The 22,551-nt window shown below is 35.2% G+C and carries 19 protein-coding genes and 2 pseudogenes; 12 read left to right on the forward strand and 9 right to left on the reverse strand.

Annotated elements, in window-relative coordinates; all coding sequences use genetic code 11:
• Nucleotides 1-60 precede the first annotated feature (60 nt).
• From HHU12_RS14645 to HHU12_RS14680, 8 genes are all read right to left on the reverse strand, one after another.
• Nucleotides 61-732, reverse strand: a complete 672-nt coding sequence (locus HHU12_RS14645) for an ABC transporter ATP-binding protein (protein ID WP_169657499.1) — start codon at nucleotides 730-732, stop codon at nucleotides 61-63.
• A 47-nt stretch (nucleotides 733-779) separates the two neighbouring features.
• Nucleotides 780-1,991, reverse strand: coding sequence for an ABC transporter permease (locus HHU12_RS14650; RefSeq protein WP_169657500.1), 1,212 nt, complete (start codon nucleotides 1,989-1,991; stop codon nucleotides 780-782).
• 12 nt (nucleotides 1,992-2,003) lie between these two features.
• Nucleotides 2,004-3,221 carry an ABC transporter permease gene (locus HHU12_RS14655; protein ID WP_169657501.1) on the reverse strand — a complete coding sequence of 406 codons (1,218 nt, stop codon included), beginning with the start codon at nucleotides 3,219-3,221 and terminating at the stop codon, nucleotides 2,004-2,006.
• Nucleotides 3,222-3,240: 19 nt separating this feature from the next.
• Entirely contained in the window at nucleotides 3,241-4,002 is a 762-nt protein-coding gene (locus HHU12_RS14660; protein WP_169657502.1) for an outer membrane lipoprotein-sorting protein, read from the reverse strand.
• Nucleotide 4,003: 1 nt separating this feature from the next.
• Complete coding sequence (locus HHU12_RS14665) at nucleotides 4,004-4,594, reverse strand: TetR/AcrR family transcriptional regulator (RefSeq protein ID WP_169657503.1); 591 nt, start codon at nucleotides 4,592-4,594, stop codon at nucleotides 4,004-4,006.
• Nucleotides 4,595-4,779: 185 nt separating this feature from the next.
• Nucleotides 4,780-5,931 carry a hypothetical protein gene (locus HHU12_RS14670; protein WP_169657504.1) on the reverse strand — a complete coding sequence of 384 codons (1,152 nt, stop codon included), beginning with the start codon at nucleotides 5,929-5,931 and terminating at the stop codon, nucleotides 4,780-4,782.
• A 62-nt stretch (nucleotides 5,932-5,993) separates the two neighbouring features.
• Nucleotides 5,994-7,205 (reverse strand): hypothetical protein, encoded by a 1,212-nt coding sequence (locus HHU12_RS14675; RefSeq protein WP_169657505.1) that lies wholly within the window; start codon nucleotides 7,203-7,205, stop codon nucleotides 5,994-5,996.
• A 538-nt stretch (nucleotides 7,206-7,743) separates the two neighbouring features.
• Nucleotides 7,744-8,607 carry a lysophospholipid acyltransferase family protein gene (locus tag HHU12_RS14680; protein WP_169657506.1) on the reverse strand — a complete coding sequence of 288 codons (864 nt, stop codon included), beginning with the start codon at nucleotides 8,605-8,607 and terminating at the stop codon, nucleotides 7,744-7,746.
• 396 nt (nucleotides 8,608-9,003) lie between these two features.
• Here HHU12_RS14680 and rplU point away from each other — a divergent pair, with 396 nt between their 5' ends.
• The 12 genes and pseudogenes from rplU (at nucleotide 9,004) to HHU12_RS14740 (ending at nucleotide 21,426) form a co-directional block, all read left to right on the forward strand.
• The gene (gene rplU / locus HHU12_RS14685; RefSeq protein WP_044201388.1) at nucleotides 9,004-9,315 is read left to right on the forward strand and encodes a 50S ribosomal protein L21; all 312 of its coding nucleotides are present in this window, start codon (nucleotides 9,004-9,006) and stop codon (nucleotides 9,313-9,315) included.
• 37 nt (nucleotides 9,316-9,352) lie between these two features.
• Nucleotides 9,353-9,613, forward strand: a complete 261-nt coding sequence (gene rpmA / locus HHU12_RS14690) for a 50S ribosomal protein L27 (RefSeq protein ID WP_044201390.1) — start codon at nucleotides 9,353-9,355, stop codon at nucleotides 9,611-9,613.
• 258 nt (nucleotides 9,614-9,871) lie between these two features.
• Nucleotides 9,872-10,060 (forward strand): annotated as a pseudogene (locus tag HHU12_RS14695) (DnaA N-terminal domain-containing protein); the annotation flags it as partial.
• 699 nt (nucleotides 10,061-10,759) lie between these two features.
• Nucleotides 10,760-11,914, forward strand: a pseudogene (gene dnaA, locus HHU12_RS14700) (chromosomal replication initiator protein DnaA); the annotation flags it as partial.
• Between the two features lie 48 nt (nucleotides 11,915-11,962).
• A complete protein-coding gene (locus HHU12_RS14705; RefSeq protein ID WP_169657507.1) occupies nucleotides 11,963-14,758 on the forward strand; it encodes a hypothetical protein in 2,796 nt (931 codons plus the stop codon).
• A 96-nt stretch (nucleotides 14,759-14,854) separates the two neighbouring features.
• On the forward strand, nucleotides 14,855-15,400 hold the full coding sequence (gene lptC, locus HHU12_RS14710; RefSeq protein ID WP_169657508.1) for an LPS export ABC transporter periplasmic protein LptC: 546 nt from the start codon (nucleotides 14,855-14,857) through the stop codon (nucleotides 15,398-15,400).
• Between the two features lie 14 nt (nucleotides 15,401-15,414).
• Nucleotides 15,415-15,639, forward strand: a complete 225-nt coding sequence (locus tag HHU12_RS14715; RefSeq protein WP_169657509.1) for a hypothetical protein — start codon at nucleotides 15,415-15,417, stop codon at nucleotides 15,637-15,639.
• A 44-nt stretch (nucleotides 15,640-15,683) separates the two neighbouring features.
• Complete coding sequence (locus tag HHU12_RS14720) at nucleotides 15,684-15,875, forward strand: hypothetical protein (protein WP_169657510.1); 192 nt, start codon at nucleotides 15,684-15,686, stop codon at nucleotides 15,873-15,875.
• 144 nt (nucleotides 15,876-16,019) lie between these two features.
• Nucleotides 16,020-18,122 (forward strand): VWA domain-containing protein, encoded by a 2,103-nt coding sequence (locus HHU12_RS14725; RefSeq protein ID WP_169657511.1) that lies wholly within the window; start codon nucleotides 16,020-16,022, stop codon nucleotides 18,120-18,122.
• A 218-nt stretch (nucleotides 18,123-18,340) separates the two neighbouring features.
• On the forward strand, nucleotides 18,341-19,849 hold the full coding sequence (locus tag HHU12_RS14730) for a TonB-dependent receptor (protein WP_169657512.1): 1,509 nt from the start codon (nucleotides 18,341-18,343) through the stop codon (nucleotides 19,847-19,849).
• Nucleotides 19,850-20,025: 176 nt separating this feature from the next.
• On the forward strand, nucleotides 20,026-20,601 hold the full coding sequence (locus HHU12_RS14735; RefSeq protein WP_169657513.1) for an RNA polymerase sigma factor: 576 nt from the start codon (nucleotides 20,026-20,028) through the stop codon (nucleotides 20,599-20,601).
• Between the two features lie 3 nt (nucleotides 20,602-20,604).
• On the forward strand, nucleotides 20,605-21,426 hold the full coding sequence (locus HHU12_RS14740; RefSeq protein ID WP_169657514.1) for a hypothetical protein: 822 nt from the start codon (nucleotides 20,605-20,607) through the stop codon (nucleotides 21,424-21,426).
• A 63-nt stretch (nucleotides 21,427-21,489) separates the two neighbouring features.
• On the opposite strand, the gene HHU12_RS14745 is transcribed toward HHU12_RS14740, so the two are convergent.
• Complete coding sequence (locus HHU12_RS14745; RefSeq protein ID WP_169657515.1) at nucleotides 21,490-22,551, reverse strand: hypothetical protein; 1,062 nt, start codon at nucleotides 22,549-22,551, stop codon at nucleotides 21,490-21,492.

The following is a 22,551-nucleotide window of genomic DNA, read 5'->3' on the forward strand; positions in this document are numbered from 1 at the left end:
AGTTAAGAATGAACTACCAAATATCATTTTCATTCATCATTCTTAACTCATCATTTTTAATTATTTCACATCAATAATTTTTCCATCATCAAATTGAATCACACGCTTTGCTCTGTCCATTACACGCTGATCGTGTGTAGCAATCACAAAGGTGATGTTTTCCTTCTCATTCAATTGACGCATAATATCAAGCAAATCTGAAGTGGATTTAGAGTCTAAATTTGCAGTGGGTTCGTCTGCCAGTATCAATTTTGGCTTCGATGCCAATGCTCTTGCTACTGCCACTCTTTGCTGTTGTCCACCCGAAAGTTTGGTAGGAAATTGTTTTCCTTTGTCCCCAATTCCAACAGCATTTAATAACTCTTTTGAACGTGCAGCTCTTTCTGCCTTTGGTCTGCCTTGAAGTTCCATAATAAACTCCACATTTTCTTCTGCCGTTAAGACGGGCATCAAAGAATAGTCCTGAAAAACGAAACCGATATTATCTCTTCTGTAAGTAATCATATCTGCCGAAGAACGGTTATGTAAATCAGTCCCGTCAATTAAAATTGTACCATCGGTAGGCGTATCTAATCCTCCAAGGATATTAAGGAAAGTAGTTTTTCCACAGCCAGAAGGACCTACAACAGCTGTAAATTCACCTTCTTCTATTTTTAAGTCGACATGATCCAAAGCCTGAACAGGAATGGTATCGGCATTATATGTTTTGACTAAGTTTTTGATTTCAATCATCTTAGTATTTTTTTAATTTGAAAAATGGAAAGTTGTTGTTTTGAGACTTAACCTTTATACCTTACTGCTTCGGCAGGGTTTAATTTTATAGCTCTGAATGCTGGAGGCAGGGCAGAGACAATTGCCGTAAGCAGGATCATTAAGAATAATGGAATAAAAGATTCGGGCATTACGGGGTACACTACGTTATTAAAGCCAGCCAGACTCATTTCTGAATATTTAATACCATGTTCACCATAATAGGTAATCAACCCAATTGAAAGCAAAGCACCCGCTACACCGCCAATCATAGAAATATAGATGGTTTCTAGTACAATCATCAAAAAGACTTTAGCACGTTCTAACCCAACTGCCATCAATACGCCAAGTTCTCTTGATCTTTCCCAGATGGCCATGGTCATCGAATTCAAAATCCCGAATCCCAAAGCGAACAAAATAATTCCTAAAATGATATAACTATTGGTGTTTCCAGACTCAGCCAAAGCACTTAATTCAGGTGCTATTTCTCTCCAAGTTTGAATATTCAGGTTGGGTTCATTGATTTCAGATTTCAAATGATCTCTCAACCCTTCAGGACTAGAACCACCTTCAATGGAAGTCATTGCAATCTCATGAATAAATTGCTGACCAGTGTTTCTCCACATATCTTTTGATTGAGTGAAAGCAACACTTTTGTCAAAGTCAGGTGAACTTGTAGTGAAAATACCTGCGACTCTGTAAGCCGTATTGATCATTTCATTTTCAGGTCCCATGTAGGCAATCACAATTTTTGATCTGATTTTCACCTTCAGTTTTTTTGCAAGGCTAGAACCGATCACAATCTGATTTTTCCTTTTTCCTTTAAAGTAATCCCCTTCAATCAAAAAGGATTCTATTGCTGTAACTTCTTTTTCCTTCTGAGGATCAACACCGAGTATTTTTATTCCCTGACTGTCATTCGCTGATGAAGCCATACCATTAACTACCACTCTAGGTGAACAACCTTTAGTAAGAGGATCAGCCTCTGCTATTTCGACAATAGTTTCAAAATCTGGAATAGAATCTCTGAAGTTATTATTGATTTCAAATCCTTTTCTATGAAGCTGTACATGGGCCATTTCTGTGATCAGTGATTCCTGTACTTTGGATTCCATCATACCTGTAATCAGTGCCATTGTGAATATTCCACCCAAGAGGCCTACAGCAATGGAAGCAATCAGAATACCGCTTCTCACTTTATTTCTCCAGACGTTCCGCCAAGATATTTTTGTAATCATCATTGTAAAAAGGGGTTAAGAGTGAATTGCTTCTACAGTTTTGATGCGGGCAACGTGAATAATAGGGTAGATGGTGCAAATGATCATAATCACAGCCATTAATAAGGCTTGAGGCCAAATGATATCCAAACTAGCAGTGAACCTTAAAATCGGTTCCATTCCCATTTTAGCCATAGCTTCTCCTTGAGCTCCGTCGATATGAATTGGATGATTTTCCATATAAAGCAATATTGGATATCCCGCAATAATGGAAGTGATAATACCAATCAAACCTATAAATAATGATTCTTGCAAAAGCATACTGTAGATTTTTCTTCTCACCATTCCTACAGCGGTCAAGATTCCAAACTCCCTTTCTCTTTCAATAGTCATCATTAAAATAGTACTGAAAATCCCGAAGGCAATCACCACATACAGGATATAGACCATAATCTTTCCTCCTTCTCTATCTGTATTAATCAGCGTAACCATCTCTGGAGATAATTCCGACCAGCTCATAACCTCATACTCGTCAAGGTTGAGTTTACCTTTTAATTCTTTTACCGTCTGATCGACTTCGCGATTGTCATTGACATCAAGGATATAAGCATTGATCATATTAGTAGCAGAAACAAAGTCCTGCACTGTGGGCAAAGACATATAAATCACCTGATTATTCATCTGCGGATTGGGGTGTTTTAAAATACCTTGAATCCTATATAATTCGGCAGCGCTAGCCCCGTGGTATCCTTGTCCTAAAAGAGCTAACGTATCATTGACCGTAATACCAAGGTAGTTGGCGAGTCCTTCGCTGACAATGATATCTTTACTTTCTGAAGTGAGGTATTTACCTTTCGTGATTTTTTTCGATAGATTGCTCAATTGATCTTCACCTTCAGGTTCAGTTCCCACTATCATCACACCTTTTGTCAAAGTGTCTGTAGCTGCCATTGCATAAGTTTCTAGTCGGCCAAAAGCTCCTTTTATATTCTTATCAGAAAGAATTTCTTGTCTGGTTTCCTCAGAATCTGTCATCAGATTATTAATGGATTTATCTTCCCAGAATCCCTTTTGATGCACTTGAGCATAACCCATATAAAAACGGGCGGCAGTATCGATCATCTGTCCATATGAGCCCTCCTGTAAAGACCGCATCAAGATAGCCAGAATTACAGCGAAAAAGATGGAAGAGATACTTGTGATAGTTCTCCGTTTATTTCTCCATAAGTTTCGCCATGCAATTTTTGTAATCATGGTTTGTGGTTATAGGGTTTTATCGAACTCTTTTCATATTCTGTTGCGTAAAGAAATTCTCAGCAATTTTCTGATTGAATTTAGCATCATTATAGATCATCACGGTTTTCTTTCCTTCCTCATCAGCAGGCACCATTTCCATTCTAGAAGGCATTTTTCTGTCTCCCAATTCTTTCACATCAAAGCAATTCAAGGTGTTGACCAAATACATGTCTTCATCGTAATTTTCAACTTTGATTTGATTATAAATGCCATCAGTAGTAACCCAAACCAATACTTTGCCCCAAACAACCGCAGCATCCTCATGAGGAATCATTTCTATTTTGTAGCATTCATAGCCATTTACTTCTTCCTTTCCCAAAAGTTTGTGACTATAGTCTTTCACTACAGAAGCACCTTTCATTAAGTCATCATTGGTAAAATCAGATCCCATCCAAGATTGCGACATCATAGAAGGAGAAATTTTGATTGTCCTTTCAATACTCGGTGTCCAAGACCACATTTCTTTATATCTTTTCAAAGAAGCAGAACCCTTATCCTTCGCGGGAGCAGTCAATAACACCAAGAAAAAATCGTCCGTACCCTTAGACCATGATTTCATTTCCATCGTCCTAGTCCAGTCCGGTCGTATCACTTTCATTGTCATATTAATATAACTGCTCTGTCCTCTTTGTTGCTCCTGCATTTTGGCTACTATTTCCGATGCCGTTTCCTGAGCCATTAATGAACCTGAAAAGAACAAGATCAAAAGGTGGATTAATAATGTGCTGACTTTTTTCATTTTATATAGTGATTGAATTATAGATTTGGTTTAATAGGTTTTTCAGTTCTTCTTGAGGATCATCCAATACACATGATATAGTGTACAGGCCGTGTCCTTCAGCCGCACTTAAAATTAAAAGTGCCGTAGTTTCGGCTGAAATGTCTTTCTTGATTGTTCCTCTTTTCTGATCATTTTTGATGCAGTTGATCAATTTATCTTTAAAAGCTCCGAAATATTTTTTTGGAATTGGAATCAGCTCAGGTTCTTTTCTGACATAAAAAAGCATTGAAATATAAAGTTCAAAAATGCTGTCATTTTTCTGTTCTCCTTCTTGAATAATTTCAGAAGACTTCAGCTGAAGAAATGAAAGAACATCTTTCAATGGCATTTCTTCAATTGGAGCATTGATAACTTCTATCGTCATTTTTTCCCAAAAGGCAATTACACAAGCCTTGATAAGTTCTTGCTTACTGGCGAAATGATGATATACCGCTCCCTTTGAAAGTCCTGATGCTTTTATCACTTGATTGAAGGAAACGTCTTTCATTCCATGATCTCCAAACAGTTGCAATGCAACCTCTACTATTTGTCCTTTGCTGTCTTTTTCCATAAATAAATTATCTAACAAACCAACTGGTCGGTTTAAAGGTAATGAAAAAAATATTTAAAACAATGAATTGGAAAATAAATTGAAGTAAAATCCACTAAGTCAATTGATAAATGCAAAAAAAAGCAACACCAAGGTTTAACCTTGATGTTGCTGTTGTTGTCTAAACTCTTATTTGTGATTGAATATTACTTATGGATAAAAGCAGGACGTTCCTTGAAGGAATCTGTATGAAACTGCTTCACCACTTTTTTGTCTTTAGTAATCGTGATTTGTTTGTTTTCAGAATTGACATTGTACTTATGATGTTCCATGATTACTAAGAAATCATTTTCATCTACTTCTTCAATTCTGTATCCTGATTTCGTTTTAAACTCTGTTAAAAGAATGTTCTGATAATAAATTCCCATCCATTTTTTGTTGTGGGGCTTTAATAGAATATCATGGTGAACGTGGTAAGTCTTCAGTTTCAACTTGTCACTGTTCATCATTTGGAAGTATTCACTGTAAATATCAATCATGTATTCACCATCAAAAGCAATATTATCACCAGACTTCTTCTCTTTTAAGTGAAGCCAAGAGTAGTAATTATTGACGATGTCATAATCTTTCTCTATTGATTTAGCTTCTTTAGCGATAGAAGGAGGTAAATCCTTTTTCAAGCGGATATTTTCATGGTTGTCTACTTTGTGAATGTAGTGATTGCCAAGAAGGAACTGTTCCATTTCAGACAAGTCTGAAGCAACAACTACTTCCTCAATCGTATCTTCCAATTCTATTTCAATCTCATCTTCCTCTTCTTTTTCTACAATCTTTTTCTTGCCTTCTACATCAATAACCTCAAACTCTTGTTGTTGGTCACTGATAAAGATGATGCTTTGAGGATCGTAAGCCACAGAGTCAGTTTCTTTTTTAGTCACTTCTGGATATTCAGAAGATGTACTTTTTTCAAGTCTGCCCATTCTAGCATTGGCATCAGATACCCTGTTTCTAAAGTAGCGGTAGTCCATTGTTTGAATATGGCGTAGTCTGACAGAGGAAACAACTTGTTGATCTTTCTTTACAGCAACATACCCATAATCATTAGGGTTAGTCTTGAAAGAAACTACATTGTTTTCTCGAGTAATAGGATATTCTTTTTCAACGTCGTTGATTCTAGTAAGGAGTGATAACTGGTTAAGATCATTGACTTTATCGACGAAAGCATGATATTCACCATTTTTTTCAGCAATTAGTAAGACTCCATTCCATGTACGGTTATTGTTGAAAGCACTGATTATAAATATTCCTAATGTTAGTAATAATAATCGTAAAGAGTTTAGCGAGGGCGAAATTCTCATAATTTTGAATTAAAGAGATACATTTATATTTATTAAAGTAATATTATTTGCAAAAATAGAGATTATTCTTTGTAGTAAAAATGATCTTCCTGATGAAATATACCTTTATTTATCTTATGAATGACTTTTTCTTTATTCTTGATGATCAAAAACTCATTATCATGGTAGACTGAATAGGTTTCTGGGCCGGTTGTTATAAGTAATGTATTGTCGTCTACGACTTTAAAATGATAAATCTCATTCGATTTTAAAGCAGAAAGCTCATTTTTCTCATAGAAAATACCAAGCAGTTTTTTATTATAGGGCTTAACGAAGAAATGATTCTCCACGAAGAACTTTTCTATCTGTCGCTCATTTTCATATTGAATATTGAAATAATCTTCGTTAATTTCAAAAACAGCATCCCCATCAAAAGAATATTTCTCTTTTGTTTCTTTATGCTCTAAGTAGAGCCAAGAATGAAAATCAGTAATAATTTTGTAATCATCATCAAATTGTTGAGCATCTTTCTTTTCTTCCTTCGTTATTTTACTTGTTTCTGAGTTGTATACTGGGAAATTTGATTCATGTATATACTTTTCAAACAACATAAAATCAGAATAGTTCAATTTTTCGCTTTCTACACTCTCTTTTTTTACTCTGTCGGAGGTTTTCTCAGTATTCTGATTGTCATCAAGAATTATAGTACTTGGGGTATATACGTATTGTTGACTTGTGTCTATGACAGCATTTATTTTATCGGGGTCGCGCTCTTCCACTAATGTAAATCCTGGATTAAGATTTTCAGTAGATAAAATATCGCTGGTAGACAGTTTGTCTTCATCATCTTCATTTTCCTTATATATGGCCGCATATCTTCTAGGAATAAATGTACGGCCGTTTTTTTTGTCTACTGATTTCATCACAGACATACGGGCATTCATATAATATTCTTTTGAAGACATTGCTTCTGCTAATCGAACAGACGCCACAACAAACCCTAGCTTTTTCACTAAAATGAAACCTCTATGATCTTTTTCTGGCGAAATTGCAATTCTCACAAGCCGTCCAAAATCTTTTACTTTATGAGTAATGTTTTTTCCATCAATATTCGCAATGATCACTAAATCATCGATATTTTCAGTTTTATCAATAAATGCAGTGATTTCCTCATCAGTTTTGTGTGTCAATAAAATTCCGTCCCAAAATGGAGAGAAGTTACTGGCATTCAAGGATAAAGAGGTGGTCAAGAGTAATGATAGTAATATAATATAACTTCTAGCGTACAAAATCATTATTTTAATCCAATAATATAAGAAGAGCGTCAACTAAACAACGGACAACTTATATCTATTATTTTTAATGAATTTTTTTTTTTGTTGAATAAGTAAACTTTTAAAAGGTATTGTTCAATAAATAGCAAGACCTAGTGTATAATTGAGAGAATGATTCTTAATCAATATTGTTAATAATGTTGGGTTAAACCTAACGAGATTGTGTTTAATTAAATTACATTAACTTAAAAATACATATTTATCTTCGACTTCTAAAATTTGATGTAAGAAAAAGGGTTATAAACTATTGCAAGTTCATAACCCTTTTTTGTATTCTTTGTGAAGTTCTAAGTACAAAGTCAAAAATAAATCATAGTTAATTTTTTTTACTTAAGTACTAAGACAAAAATAAATAACACTAATTCATATTATTTTTTCTGATTACTGCCTTCCAAAAACTTTAAATAGAACCACTATTTATGCGTTTTTTCGCGTTGTACTCACAAAAAATAATTACGAATTAATTATCATTTATTTTCGGCTTAGTACTTAAAAGAAATTAAGCTTCCTTCGCTTCATTTTTAAACACTGGCTTGTCATTTGGGTTTTGCCCAATAGCATCAGTAATAGTCTGTACTATCTCGTTTACTGAAGCATCATTTGAGAATTGAATCGGATCTTTGATTTCCACTTTCAGTTTTGTTCCTCTTTTCTTAAAGAACAATCCTTTTTTGTCAAATGCTCTTCTGAATCCGTCAATGACAATAGGAACAACCACAGGGTTGTAACTCTTGATGATGTTTCCAGTTCCTTTTCTAACAGGAGCGTACGGGCTTGTAGTTCCTTGAGGGAAAGTAACGAGCCATCCTTGGTCTAATGCTTTTTTGATTTTCAATGGAGCATTAATATCCGCACCTCTTTTGACATCCTTTCCTTGTGCTCTCCATGATCTTTTCACTGTTACTGCACCTGCCAATGAGAAAATTTTAGGTAGCAGACCACTTTGTTTCATGGTTTCTTCCGCCGCAACATAATAAGTATTTACACGCGGATTAAGCATATATATAGGTAACGCTGCTACTCCTTTTTTGAATCCCCATTTTGCACTGGCAAAAATGTGATAAAAAGAGATAACATCAGTGTAGTACGTTTGGTGGTTGGAAACAAACAATACATTGTTTTTTGGGAGATCTTTTAATTTCTCCATACCTGTTACTTGTAAATTGTTATGCAACTTCAAGCGGGGATAGGTGAATGCAGCCAGTGTTCCGATGATCATTCTTTTTAGAAAAAGAATATTCCCGAAGTTATCTCTCCTTATAAGTTGAAATTTCTTTTTATTAGGATTAATTTCTTTTGTCTCATCAAAAACATCTGTAATTTTTGTTCCAACCTCTTTACTCCCTTTATTCTTGTCTTCCATGTTATATAAATAATGACGTTTTATAGCTCGATAATATGAATTCGCGGCAATGATTATGTATGCATGCATACTAAATACACCTCTTAAAAACTAGGTTTTATACAATTATACGAAATTATTAATGTTAAAACCGATGTTTTTTCATGTGATTTGCCCTGTTAGAGAATGAATGTTGATTTTTGTTCAAATTAAAGAAGAATCCATTCACTTATTAAATAAAAAAAATCTTAAGAAATGTTTATGATGAGCAAAAATCAAAAAAAAATAGCCCCGAAGACCGCGTTTAAACTCTTTAAGGATTCTTATTCAATGTTTTAGTGGGTAAATGCTTGTCTGTTATAAAAAATAGAGTTACATTTGCAGGCATTTCGAGGAAAAAACAATATCGAAGAGACAATGTACGCAATTGTAGAAATAGCAGGACAGCAATTCAAAGTAGAAGAAAATAAATATATCTATACTCATAAGTTAGACTCTGAAGAGGGTGCAGCAGTTGAGTTTGATAAAGTTCTTCTTGTTGATAACGCTGACAACGTATCAGTAGGAGCACCAACTGTAGAAGGTGCTAAAGTGACAGGTAAAGTACTTGGTCACGTAAAAGGCGAAAAAGTTATCGTCTTCAAAAAGAAGAGAAGAAAAGGTTACAGAGTGAAGAACGGTCATAGACAACACTTCACGAAGGTTCTAATCGAAGGAATCTCTAACTAATTGATTTTAGAAATCGAATCCATAACGATAAAAAGACATGGCACACAAAAAAGGAGCGGGTAGCTCAAGAAACGGTAGAGAGTCGGAAAGTAAACGACTTGGTGTGAAAATTTTCGGTGGATCAGCAGCTAAAGCTGGTAATATCCTTGTTAGACAACGTGGTACTACTCACCACCCAGGTCAAAACGTAGGAATGGGAAAAGATCACACATTATTTGCTCTAGTTGACGGAACTGTTGAGTTCAAGAAGAAAAGACTAGGTAGATCTTTCATCTCAGTAATCCCAACTGCTGAATAGTAAGTAGGTTTATTGATGATCAAAAGGTTCAAACCTGATACTATCAGGTTTGGACCTTTTTTTGTCAAAGTAATTAAGGCGAATTGAAATGATTTGAAAATAATTTGCGTTATTGATGTGATGCTTCTTTAGTATTTTTTTTTAATTAATGTTACCACAGTATTTTAATAAGTAACATTTGATTTATTTTAGCGCAAATATTTCAGTATCTTTATAAGACCTATCGATATCTCAATCAGATTAAAGGGGAAAGTTTGAATGATTAATGATTGTGTAACAGTTTGGCGTGAATGCTTGAACATTATCAAAAATGAAATCTCTACACAGAGTTTTCACACGTGGTTTATGCCTATTAAACCCGTTAAACTGGAAAATAACGTTCTTACGATAGCAGTTCCAAGCCCTTTTTTCTATGAATGGTTGGAAGAATATTATGTGCATGTATTGAAAAAGGCAATTGATGCCGTTCTAGGACCAAATGGTAAACTAGAATATTCAATTATGGTCTCTAGAAGACCTAAAAATGCACCTTTTACAGTTCAGAGAAGACAACAGCCTGCACCTAATAATACAGGCGGGTATGATCCGTATGGCAACAATTATAATGACCCTTACGGACAACAACCAAACCCCTCTTCTCAAAACCCTTCTCAAGGGCAACAGCAATATAACAATACAGGCGGTTACCCTCCACAGCAACCACCTTCTCCAACACCTCAGTACCCTAATCCGAATACACCTCTGAATCAGGAGCCAAGTACTCCAAGTCAGAATGATATTCCTTCTTCCCCTTATACAAATACGCCATCTACAACACCTCCTCAGCAACAAGAAGGGGGATTTGGTAGAAGTAATGAAGCTAGGGAAAACAGAGAACAGCAACACCCTTTTGGGAATGATGCTTTTGGTGCTCATCAGGCAAAGGATTTACACAATACCCCAAATCCTATGCGTAGAAATGAGCCTGAACAGCCTGCACCTAAGCCAGCTCAAAGTTGGAGAGAAACTTCAAATCAGAATACAGCCTTTCCAAGTGAAAGTCAAAGTGAGAATTTAGGCGGTACGCAAAGCAACCGCTATCAGAATCCTCCACAATATAGAAAGAGTCAATCGCAACAATTGCCTCAATACAGATCTTCTTCTGCTCCGAAAAACAATCCGGAAGAACAGCAACAACGCCCTTATATGAACAATATGGGTGCTGAAAATCCTTCTGGCTTTGTAGATCATTTTAGAGTACCTAATGCTCAGGAAAGTTCGTATAGAGATTCCTATTTGAATCCAACGTATACTTTCGAGACTTATATTGAAGGAGATTGTAACCGTTTAGCCAGATCTGCAAGTATTGCAATTGCACGCAGACCAGGCGAAACAGCATTCAACCCATTGGTAGTTTACGGTGGTGTTGGATTGGGTAAAACCCACCTTGCTCAAGCTGTTGGTAATGAAGTGAAAAGAAACGATCCAAGTAAGTTCGTGCTTTATGTTACTTCAGAACAATTTACGACACAGTTTATTGAAGCGCTTAGAAACAATAATGTTCAACAGTTCACCAACTACTATTTGCAGGTAGATGTGTTGATTGTTGATGACATTCAATTCTTAGCAAAAAAGGAAAAAACACAGGAAAACTTCTTCCATATCTTCAACCGTCTTCATCAAAACGGCAAGCAGATTATTATGACCACTGACCGTCCGCCAAGAAGCTTGGAAGGATTGACAGATCGTCTTTTATCCCGTTTTAAATGGGGTCTAACTGCCGATATACAGAAGCCTGATTTCGAAACCAGAATTGCGATTGTAAAGCAAAAACTGATGTCAGAAGGGGTGAATGTACCTGATGATGTGGTGGAGTATTTATCTTATAATATTGATTCCAATATCAGAGAATTGGAAGGTACTTTGGTGTCATTATTAGCCAACGCTTCTTTAATGCAAAAGGAGATTGATTTGGACATGGCTAAAAATGCTTTATTGAATATTGTAAGAAATACTGAAAAGGAAATTACAATTGATTTTATTCAGCAAATTGTATCAGAATACTTCGGTATTTCGGTAGAGGAGTTGAAATCAAAAACAAGAAAGAAAGATATTGCCCAAGCAAGGCAGATTGCCATGTATTTCTCTAAGGAATATACCAAAGAACCTTTAAAAACGATTGGTAATCAGTTTGGCGGGCGTGATCATAGTACTGTAGTGCATGCAAGTAAAGCAGTAACTAAACGTACAGCTTCAGATTCTTTATACAATAGAATCCTAGAAGAACTGTTGGATCAAATGAACATCAAAAGCAAAGGGTAGTACACACTGCCCTTCCTATTTTTTTAGCATTGATAATCCTATAATTCAGTGGGAAACTTTAGATTATCAGATACTTATAAGCTAGTGATTACTCAAATACTAGCTTTATCTTTTTTATTGATAGGATTCTATTTCATAGATCTTACCAGAAAAAAATCATACGAAACAGACATTTGGCATGTTGTGGCAAGTGAAACCATTGCACTTGTGGAAATGCAACAGCCTGAAGATTTAGTAACCTACCTTGATTCTTCAGCATTTGTTCGTGCCCTCAAAGACATGGAAGGTGGTCAAAAAGCCTTTGAAACCACCGATCAACTACTCACCTTATTGGACTCTGCGATTCAAAACCCATTCCTTGGCGTTAAAAAGCAGGTTTACCTTTCTGTCAATGCTACAGGGAGTCAGTCCTTTTCCCTTTCTGTTTATATTCCGATGGATGAAAGAATCTATTTAGACCCTTTTACTCAACTGACTTCCCTTCAAAATGAAACCTATATTAGAAAATACAAAGGAGAGGACATTCATGAATATAGAGTGGGCAATGATCTGTTAAGCGTAGCTAAAATCCGTAATTTCCTCGTAGCCTCTACTGATGCTTTATGGATTGAAGAAGCCATCAGAAACAATGGAGAAAGGTTTAATGAAGAATATTACTTCGGTTTGCTAAACCAAGATTTAGCAAACCAAATTAATGATATAAAATTACCTGACGGCTTGAAAGTGTGGATCAGACCTTCCTCAGTGGAGCATTGGTTTGCAAGAATGACAGATTTGGGAACTGAGAATCCTTTTAAAACAATTGCGGAATTTTCGAATGGAATGCTGGTGAAAAGTATTCAAGAAAAGGAAAATGAATTATCCATACTGAGCAGTAATCGAAATCAATCTTCTAGTTATTATAAAACTATAGAAACCACTTTGCATAATGGAAAGACTGAGGCGTATAGTTTTATGGTGGATGATATATCATTTTATGAGCAATGTTATGCATCGGACTTTTCTGGGTTTGTAAAATTAGCATTCCAATATGATGAAGACCATGATATCCCAACATCAAAGGAAATAGTAAAGCAATTTGAGCAGAAAGGACTTGAAGTTTCGGATTTAATGGAACAAGTAAAGTCTGATGTTTTCAAAGCCACAATCTTAAGTGTAGATGGCAGTCAATGGCAGAATATTTTTGGTTTTGAATTAAAAGATCCTGTTGAATTTGATGTAGTCTTGGATAACTTGAGGAAAGACTATGAAGAGGAGAGTGAGCAAAAAGTAAAGTTGATTGGCTTAAAAGGTTTTACAATTTATGGTTTTCCAAAAGGGAACTTATCAGGTGCTTTAGCAGGTTCAAACTATTTTGATAATCACGAAAACTCTTATGTGCTCAGAGTAAATAACTATATGATCATGGCAGGTGATCTTCCTACTTTGTCAAAATGGCTGAAAGATTGGCTGTTGAAGAGAAGGTGGACGACTCAGAAACGTTATAATGATCTGATTAATAAATTACAGAATAATGAAGCGAAACTCTCTTACGTACTGAACACCGAAAGTTCGTGGGTAGGGTTTATGCATGCTCTTTCAAAAAGTCATGCGGCTTTTATGGATCGTCATAGACAGTTGCTGTTAGGTTTGAATTTTCAAGTTTGGTCATTGGCAGATGATAAAATTGAAGTCAGTGCTCTTTTCAGTGGTCAAATTGGGGATGATCAGCCTAAAAAAGTAAAGAAGATATTGACAAAAGCAATGGATGTTGCATTAAGCAAAGCTCCTATTGTGGTCGATAATGTTTTGGGGGATGAAGAAGGCTTCCTTTTGATTGATGAAGAAAATATAGTTGAAGGCTATAATTTTGATGGAGATACTATTTTCTATCATGAATTTGATTCGGTCATCAAAGCTACACCTGAATTAGTATGGTCGATCAATTCTGATATTCCATCTTTATTCTTGACGCAGAATAATCAGATTCTTCAAATAGATAGATCAGGGAAATACTTGGAAGGTTACCCAGTCAACTTACCGATCTATTCCCAAATTGAGTATACGAAGTGGTTGCCTTGGCATTTAAGAGGAAGTACTGAATTGATCCAAGATATTGAAGGACTAATCCTTTCTGTCGATACTTTAGGTAATATTTATGGAGTAGACCCTAAGGGGAATTATCAAGGAAATTGGACACCTCAGAAAACTTTGGAAAGATTGGCATTAACACCACAAGTGTTCCAAGCGAATGGAAAAAACTATGTAGTCACGCTTTCAAAAAATGGTAAATTGATCATTTTTACAGAGAAAGGAGAATATGCTAAAGGTTTCCCAATGTTGTTTAGAGAGTCCGTTTCACCACAACTGTTTGTGACGGAAGATGCAAGTTTGGGACAGTCGAAAATTTCATTTATCACAAGCATTGGTGACATTATTGAAGTGAATGGCAAAGGTCAAGTCTTACGCCGTGAAAGGTTGGGAGATAGAGCACACGGACGTTCTTTTGATTTATTGAAAGATGAAGCAAGAGGAAGAACGTGGATGGTGATGGAGCAGATTTATGGCGATATTAAAGTAAGAAACAGTTCAGGCAAAGTAGTTTTCCATCAGCGTTTTGATGAAAAAGGAAAAGCAATCGGTCAGTATTTTGATTTTGGAATTGACGCCGAACTTATATGTATAACATTCCCTAACTCCGGTAAGACTTATCTTTATTATTTAAATGGGAAACGATTTGTAGAAAAACCATTCAATAATGACAGAGAGGTGAAAATGTTCTACGATTCCGATATTCAGCAATTTATTTTCATTACTTCCCTGAAAAATAAGGTGAGTTTGTATACAATTGATCGAAGAAATTGATAGAAAAACTAAAATACTGTTAATCTATCCCTAAAGATCAATCATTTGTATATTTTTGTATCGTCGAGTATTATTGACTCAAAAAAAAGACAAACAATGATTAAGAAGATATTAATTTTAGCTCTTGCCTCTGTTGCAGTTTTTTCTTGTAACACGAAGACACGTACTAAAAAGGAAGCAAGACAAATTGCCATGGGTACTGATGTACCTGATTTCACAGCTTATAATATTGAAACACTTCATTCAGAGGACGCAGTGCCAAAAAACCGTATGAAGGCTAAAGTTCAAATGAGATATAAAAATGGTAATGAGCGTTATCCTGAAGGAATTGATATCATTACTTTCTCAAAAGAAGATGGTACTGAAGAGTCGCATTTAATTGCTGACAGTGCAATCTATACAGCTGATAGCACATTATATACTGTTTATGGCAATGTGGTATTAGATGATTATAAAAAAGGACAGAAATTAGAAACAGATACTCTACATTTTAATAAAGAAACTGGAGATATTTTCACGGAAGATAAAGTGAAGATGACTACAGAATCAGAAATTATTTTTGGTAGAGGATTAAAAGCAAATCAGAATAACCCAGAAGAATACGAGATCATGGATATCGACGGTTATGCTGATGTTGACTAAGCATCTATAAAAATATGATAAAAACAATAATGGTAGCACTTGGTGCTGCCTTTTTCATTATAGGGGTACACCAATCTTTTTACTATGGAGTGGTGGCGAGCTATTGGCTTTTTGCCCTTTCAGGAATTTGCTTTTTAATACTTCAGTTTTCTCAGAAAAAAGAGGAACAGGAAAAACAAACAGCTCCAACAAAAAAATCTAAACCTAACAACAAGAAAAAAGGCAGAAAAAGAAAATAGTCTGGTAAAATAGACCTTTACTGCTTTTGTAAATTACAGCACTAATGAAAATACTAATTAGAGAACTTAAGTTTTTCGCCTTTTTTGTGATCGGCTACATTCCATTTTTTTACGCAGTCATGTTTGTCATTCAGGAAGAACCTCAATCTTCTTATTTCTTCCAAGGTATGATTGTGGCTTTTATTGTGACTTATATTGTAAAGTTTATCTTTATGATCATGAAAAATATTAAGTAGGCCACTTCTCGTCAATTTTTTATCTTTTTGAATAAAAGAATACAAAAAATAATCTGACTTTATTTGCTTTCCTACCTCTAAGCCTTTAACTTTTAATAGTGAAATCAGAGAGCTCTGATATCGAATTATGATAGACTGTAATCCATGAATGGACTTTATATAGAATACTCTTGGTGGTGGATGTTTCTTAGTATTCTGCTTTGTGCAGGTGCAACTTATCTACTCTATACCAAAAAACAAGTTTGGACTGTTAACATCAACAGAATATTGATCGTATTGCGTTTTTCGGCCTTACTGATCATTACGTTTTTGTTGCTTGACCCTATGTTTAAAAGTATAGAAAGGTACTTTGAGAAACCTATTGTCTCTTTTATCATCGATAATTCAGAGTCAATGACCGCTACAATCACACAGGAGGATTTGAATGCTTCTATTCAATCTATCAAGGCTGAAGCTGAAAAGTTAGAAGGTGAAGGCTATAAAACAAAGTTCTATACCATAGATGGAAGTCAATTAGAAGGTGAAGAGCCTTTAAGTAATTTGGCTTTTGATCACAAAGTCACAAATATCAGTAAGTCTATTCAACGTTTAGAAGAACTGAATGAACATGAAAATTTAGCGGCTATCACTTTGGTATCCGATGGCATTTTCAATCAGGGTTTTTCACCTTTATATTTACCTTCTGTAGTACCGATTTATACTGTTGGAATTGGCGATACAATACCTCAGATTGACCTTCAGGTAAAAGAAGTTTATACGAATAGAGTGGCTTATATGGGAAATAAATTCCCAATTTTAGCAGAGGTAGTTAATGAAGGTTTTGTAGGAAAAGAGGTAGAAGTTGAATTAACGAACAGAGGGGAAATCCTTTCCCGTAAACGATACAGAATCAATAACGATAAGGGTTTTGAACAAATTGAATTTATCGTTGAGGCCAAGAAAAAAGGTTATCAAAAATATACTGTTAATGTTAGAACACTGGACGGAGAGTTTTCTAAAGAAAATAACTCAAAGTCAGTGTACGTAGAGGTGATTGAAGGAAAAGAGAAAATCCTTTTGATTGCCAATGCACCTCACCCTGATATTAAAGCAATAAGATCTGCAGTAGAAAAGAATAAAAACTATGAGTTGCACATCTATATTCCAGGACTTAAAATGAAGGACGGAAAAGGGTATGACAACAAAGCAAAATATGATTTAGTGATTCTGCATCAGTTCCCAAATATCAAGAGGAATGCAGCCCTTTTACTAGAAAAACTAAAGAAACAACAAGATATGCCGTTCTGGTATATTATAGGTGATAACACCAATATCAATACTTTCAATAAGATGAACCCTCTTTTAACGATTGAAGGGTACAGAGGACAGAAAGATAAGGTGACACCAGCATTTACAGACAATTTTACGTATTTCACTTTCCCTAAAGAGAAAAAGGACTTGATCCAGAAAATGTCTCCTATTGAAGTACCGTATGGAGAATATAAAGTAAATGCAGGTAAGGTATTGGTTAACCAGCAAATCGGTAGTGTGAAATCTTCAAAACCATTATTGCTGATGGGGGAAGTTGGAGATGTAAAGTCTGCTGTTTTTGTGGGTACAGGACTATGGAAGTGGAGATTGCAAGAAGGTTTATTACAGTCGGATGAAATGGCTGTTGATGATCTTGTCGGAAAGGTAATTCAGTATCTTTCTACCAAAACGGACAAGAGAAGATTTAGAGTCAATACTACTACTGCTGAATATTCAGACATTGAAGATGTGATTATTGAGACAGAAGTTTACAACGATATTTATGAATCTATTTACGGACAAACTATTGATTTGACAGTGACAGATGAAGAAGGGGAGAAGATGTCTTATACTTATTTGAACTCCTCACCTTATTTCAAGTATCACTTAACAGACTTGGAAGAAGGGTCTTATAAGTATGTCGCATCAACGGTATTGGATGGAAAAAAAGAATACTCATCAGGTAACTTTGTGGTAAGAGCGATGGAACTTGAAGCATTAAACCCTACTGCTAATTTTGCACTTTTAAGAAGTGTTTCTGAAAAGACAGGAGGAAGTTTTTATGATAATGCAAGTTTGGACCAATTATCGCAACCCCTATTAAATAAAAAAGCACCCCAGAGAATTCATTCGGAAGAAAAATACAAAGAACTGGGTTCTAACTATTGGATAATGAGCTTGTTATTCCTTTTGCTGTTTTCGGAGTGGATCTTGAGAAAAATGCATGGAGGTTTTTAAGTTCAGATTTTAAAAATCTACAAATCTTGTTTTTTGGATTGTTATTCCTTCGAATTAAAATTAAATAAAAACAATTGGTGTAAAAAGTACATTAATTTAATATAAAGGGTAGCTTTTCAAAAGTATTCGTTTACTTTTGTATCGTTATAGGATCTTTTGTCACGAAAAGAAAAAACGCACTTTAGACATAAATACTAAGCAGAATTCTTTAATTCATTATGCACTTCAACACATTAACAACAAGAGAAAAAGCACTCAAAATAAATCTTGATTCATCAGTATATGGATCATTAGCCGAAATTGGAGCAGGACAGGACGTTGCTGCTAACTTTTTCAAAGCAGGTGCTGCATCAGGTACTATTGCCAAAACGATCTCGGCGTATGATATGTCATTTTCCGATGCCATATATGGACCTGAGCCAGGCGGACGTTATGTTTGCCAAAGTAGAGTTGAAAGAATGTTGAAAAAAGAGTTTCGTTTGTTAGGAGAACGACTTCCAGAACGAAAAGATGAGACAAGATTCTTCGCTTTTGCAGATACAATAGAACAATTAAACTTTAATAGAACCAATCAAGGTCACGGTTGGTTAGGTATCCGTTTTCAAAACCGTCCAAATACACTTCCAAATGAGGTGATATTGCACGTAGAGTTGAAAGATAACGATCCATTATTACAGCAGGAAACAATTGGTGTTTTAGGTGTGAACTTAATCTACGCTTGTTTCTATAAGACAGATGATGTGGACGAATTCTTAAGTTCTCTGATGGATGGTTTGAACATTCACAAGATCATTGTTAATTATGTGAGAGTGAGCGGTCCTGACTTTTTGGAAGTTGATAATAGACTATTGAGTTTATTGTTGGTGAAAAATGGCCTGGCAAAAACTACGATGTTCGGCCCTGACGGACAAGTTGCCCTTCCACAAGATTTCCTTTACAAGAAAAATATATTGGTACTTAGAGGTCGTTTCAGACCTATTACTAAGGTAAACATCGATATGATGGAACGTTCTTTTGAACACTTCAAAAACGATCCTGAAGTAGATGAAAAGAAAATTGTAACGGTAGCCGAGCTGACATTAGAAAACCTAAGAATTTCTGAAGACCGTAAAAAAGACGAGAAGGATTTTCTAGACAGGGTAGACATGCTTTGTGCCCTTGGTTTTACCGTAATGATTTCAAAATACAAAGAGTATTACCGTCTGACGAACTACCTGTCACGATTTACAAGGGGGAAAAAGATTGGTGTAGCAGTGGGCATGTACAACTTAGAGTATATCTTCACTCCAGAGTATTATAAGCATCTTAAAGGAGGAATTCTGGAAGCCTTTGGTTTCTTATTTGGTAGAAATATCAAACTTTATGTTTATCCTTCTCTTGACCGTTCGTCACTCGATCCACATCAATTGATGACAAGTAAATCGATACATCTTGCAGATGAACAGAAATCATTGTTCCAAGCAATGGTTGACAATGGAAAGATCGAGGATTTGACAAACTGTAATGCTAAAAACCTCAATATTATTTCAGACAAGGTACTTGAAATGATCAAATCAGGCTCCGATGAGTGGGAAGATATGGTGCCTCAAGTTGTCGTAGATCAGATTAAGCAGTATTGTTTATTTGATTATCCTTGTTCTGTAGAAGAAAAAGAGCGAATTGAAAAAGAAAGAATCGAATCAACAAGAACTCGTCAGAGAAGAATTTTTGAGGATTCAGAATCTTAAATTGAAATAAATCTCACATAAATGTCACTTTTCAATGATTTGGAAAGTGACATTTTTTGTTTACAGATATTATTGAATGAGTGGTAGACGTAAATTTATTTTTAGTTAACTGTTACTTAGTGTATTATATTTAAATTTTGTATTATTGAATAGACACTAATGAAACTCAATTATTAATGATCCATCAAGAATACCAAAACTCAGTTGCTATTTTAATGAATGACCTTTCTGCAAATAAGGAATCTGCTTGGTCATACCTTTACATCAATTATCAATCGATGATTATAAATCTTGTAAAGAAAAATGGAGGGGATGAAGAAGCAGGAAAAGAAGTTTTTCAAAATGTGATCATTGACTTTCATAATAATATAGAAAGAGGGAAGGTTCGTGAAGACTCCAATTTGAAAAACTACTTGTATACATTGGCATATAATCAGTGGAGAGTGAAAATCAGAAATACCAAAGGTAAAAATGATACGCTTGAACATGATAATACTCTGATGGATGAAAGTGTGAGTTTTGATGAAGAGCAATATGAGCTATTCGATGATATGACAGCAATTCTTCAGCAATTAGGAGAAAAATGTCAGGATTTAATCAATTCAAAATATTCAAAAATAAAAATGTCTATGGCAGAAATAGCCGAACAGTTAGGTTTTATGAATGCCAGGTCTGCCACTTCTCAATTAAATAAATGTATGGAGAAGGCTAGAAAAGAAGCCGTGAAAGTACTTAAATCTAAAGAAGTATAGAGCATGGAAAATAACGATTTAACTGCATATATTGATGCATTCTTCGAAGGTAATTTATCTGAAGAAGAGAAGGCAGAATTTATTGCAAAACGTGAAAGTGATGCAGATTTTGACTTGGAAGTGAAAGCTCATCAAACAATAAAAGAAGCAATCCAAAGACAGGAATTAAAAAAGAAACTGATGCTTTTTGAAGAACAGTTTATTCCAGATAAAACAACTTTGATTGATGGTTATTTGGAGCAAAACCTTTCTACTGAATTGTTGAAGTATGTTGAAAATAAATTAGAGGAAGATGAGAGTTTTCAAAAGGAAATTGAGGCGCAACAGCATATTATCTCTTCGGTTAAAAGGAATGCTTTGAAAGAGAAATTACAAGCTTTTGAACAGCAAAATGAACCTGATGAACAGGAAGTAAAGGAAGAGCCTGTAAAAGAGGTGAAGTTTATCCCTTTTTCTCCCAAAACAATTTCTCTCGCCGCATCTATTGTTATCATATTATTCATTTCTATTTTCTTTTTATCTAATCCTGATAAAGAAGTTCAGGTGATATCCAGTTATAAAGTAGAGGTGGAGCAAATACAAGAAGGTCTTGGTTTTGCTGGTGATGAGCAAGGAAAGATCAATGTGCAAATAGTAGTGGATGGAGAACATAATTTCCATTATAAGTTGACCAATGAAAAGCTGAAAATATATGTAGAGGAAGGTAAGAAGGTCGATAATTTGAAGATACGGTATGATGCTACATCTTCTCCTTCTTATCGGGTTTCGATCGAGGGGAAAGACTATTATATAGATCTTTCTGATGAGATATTACCTCTTGAATAGAAAAGAAAAAAGGAATACAAAATTGAATGTATTCCTTTTTTATGCTAAAACTCATAGTGTTTATTAAGCCGTCTTATTTCCCATAATAATAGGATTTTTTAAATCACCCCCAACACCGTGAGCGCTTTGACTAGCCGTTTTAATAATATATCTAGCTTCTCTTATACGTTGATGAACGGCTTCCCAAACAGAACTTTTACTTTCTGTAGAACTTGGTTCATCCTCGTAATACGATTGAAAATCTTTTTGCTGATAGAAGATAGGGAAGAGCATCAGGTTAGTGTTTTTACTCACTTGCTGTCTTCTTAAATACGTGAATGAGTGGCCAGAGTGCATCCACAGATAGTTAGTGAAAATATTTCTATCGTGGTTTTTATTACTTTCTGTTTTGATTACACAAACCTCAATCTGATAAGGACGATTGAGCTTCTTATTCAGTTCCCATTCTATGTATTTTTTCATAGAAAGAGGCTTGTCTCTCAAATCCACTGAGATTAAAGTCAGTTGGAAAGTCACTTCCAATTCTTCAGGAAGCAAAGCGTCCAACATTGGGATCAAGTTTTCTTCCATCTCTCCTAAATCTTTCAACAAGTAATTATCAATAATCACCATTGAATTATGCGGATGACGGAAACGCTCCAATTGACTCCATTTTTCAAACCTTTTTACAGCCCCTCTGTCTTTTGTGACATTATAAAGAGACCAGTTGAACATAAAGCCCGCTTTTGATTTGATACGGCTAGGATTAAGCGTGATGAGACCATATTTCTTTTCGAAGTCTTCACACTCTGTGTTGCTTTTGTCCAAGAAGAACATCGTTTGAGGCATTGTTTTTTGACTGATCTCATCCAATTGTTCAAAGGCTTCTTTCTCGCATCTCAAAGAAGATCCGCCAGAAGAAGCATTTTTAAGCATTTTCTTGATGTAAGGATTGGTCTTACTCATCATAGAAAGTTGAGTAGGATCTACATCGAGTCTTAAGTCTGCTTGTTTGTTAAGAAAAGAGTAAAAATCCATCCAAGATTTACTCCAGTCCATATCGTCTAGTTGATCTTCTAAAGAAGGTCTTTTCCGAAAGAAGTCTGTCAGAGAATTTATATTTGCGTAGGTTGTGATACGTTCCAT

Origin of the sequence: Flammeovirga aprica JL-4, from assembly GCF_012844305.1 — a bacterium.
Taxonomy (GTDB): Bacteria; Bacteroidota; Bacteroidia; order Cytophagales; family Flammeovirgaceae; genus Flammeovirga; species Flammeovirga aprica.

Excerpts from the sequence above, each read along its gene's own strand:
- HHU12_RS14645 (WP_169657499.1), bottom strand. The coding sequence starts at position 732 with ATGATTGAAATCAAAAACTTAGTCAAAACATATAATGCCGATACCATT.
- HHU12_RS14650 (WP_169657500.1), bottom strand. The coding sequence starts at position 1,991 with ATGATGATTACAAAAATATCTTGGCGGAACGTCTGGAGAAATAAAGTG.
- HHU12_RS14655 (WP_169657501.1), bottom strand. The coding sequence starts at position 3,221 with ATGATTACAAAAATTGCATGGCGAAACTTATGGAGAAATAAACGGAGA.
- HHU12_RS14660 (WP_169657502.1), bottom strand. The coding sequence starts at position 4,002 with ATGAAAAAAGTCAGCACATTATTAATCCACCTTTTGATCTTGTTCTTT.
- HHU12_RS14665 (WP_169657503.1), bottom strand. The coding sequence starts at position 4,594 with ATGGAAAAAGACAGCAAAGGACAAATAGTAGAGGTTGCATTGCAACTG.
- HHU12_RS14670 (WP_169657504.1), bottom strand. The coding sequence starts at position 5,931 with ATGAGAATTTCGCCCTCGCTAAACTCTTTACGATTATTATTACTAACA.
- HHU12_RS14675 (WP_169657505.1), bottom strand. The coding sequence starts at position 7,205 with ATGATTTTGTACGCTAGAAGTTATATTATATTACTATCATTACTCTTG.
- HHU12_RS14680 (WP_169657506.1), bottom strand. The coding sequence starts at position 8,607 with ATGGAAGACAAGAATAAAGGGAGTAAAGAGGTTGGAACAAAAATTACA.
- rplU (WP_044201388.1), top strand. The coding sequence starts at position 9,004 with ATGTACGCAATTGTAGAAATAGCAGGACAGCAATTCAAAGTAGAAGAA.
- rpmA (WP_044201390.1), top strand. The coding sequence starts at position 9,353 with ATGGCACACAAAAAAGGAGCGGGTAGCTCAAGAAACGGTAGAGAGTCG.
- lptC (WP_169657508.1), top strand. The coding sequence starts at position 14,855 with ATGATTAAGAAGATATTAATTTTAGCTCTTGCCTCTGTTGCAGTTTTT.
- HHU12_RS14715 (WP_169657509.1), top strand. The coding sequence starts at position 15,415 with ATGATAAAAACAATAATGGTAGCACTTGGTGCTGCCTTTTTCATTATA.
- HHU12_RS14720 (WP_169657510.1), top strand. The coding sequence starts at position 15,684 with ATGAAAATACTAATTAGAGAACTTAAGTTTTTCGCCTTTTTTGTGATC.
- HHU12_RS14725 (WP_169657511.1), top strand. The coding sequence starts at position 16,020 with ATGAATGGACTTTATATAGAATACTCTTGGTGGTGGATGTTTCTTAGT.
- HHU12_RS14730 (WP_169657512.1), top strand. The coding sequence starts at position 18,341 with ATGCACTTCAACACATTAACAACAAGAGAAAAAGCACTCAAAATAAAT.
- HHU12_RS14735 (WP_169657513.1), top strand. The coding sequence starts at position 20,026 with ATGATCCATCAAGAATACCAAAACTCAGTTGCTATTTTAATGAATGAC.
- HHU12_RS14740 (WP_169657514.1), top strand. The coding sequence starts at position 20,605 with ATGGAAAATAACGATTTAACTGCATATATTGATGCATTCTTCGAAGGT.
- HHU12_RS14745 (WP_169657515.1), bottom strand. The coding sequence starts at position 22,551 with ATGGAACGTATCACAACCTACGCAAATATAAATTCTCTGACAGACTTC.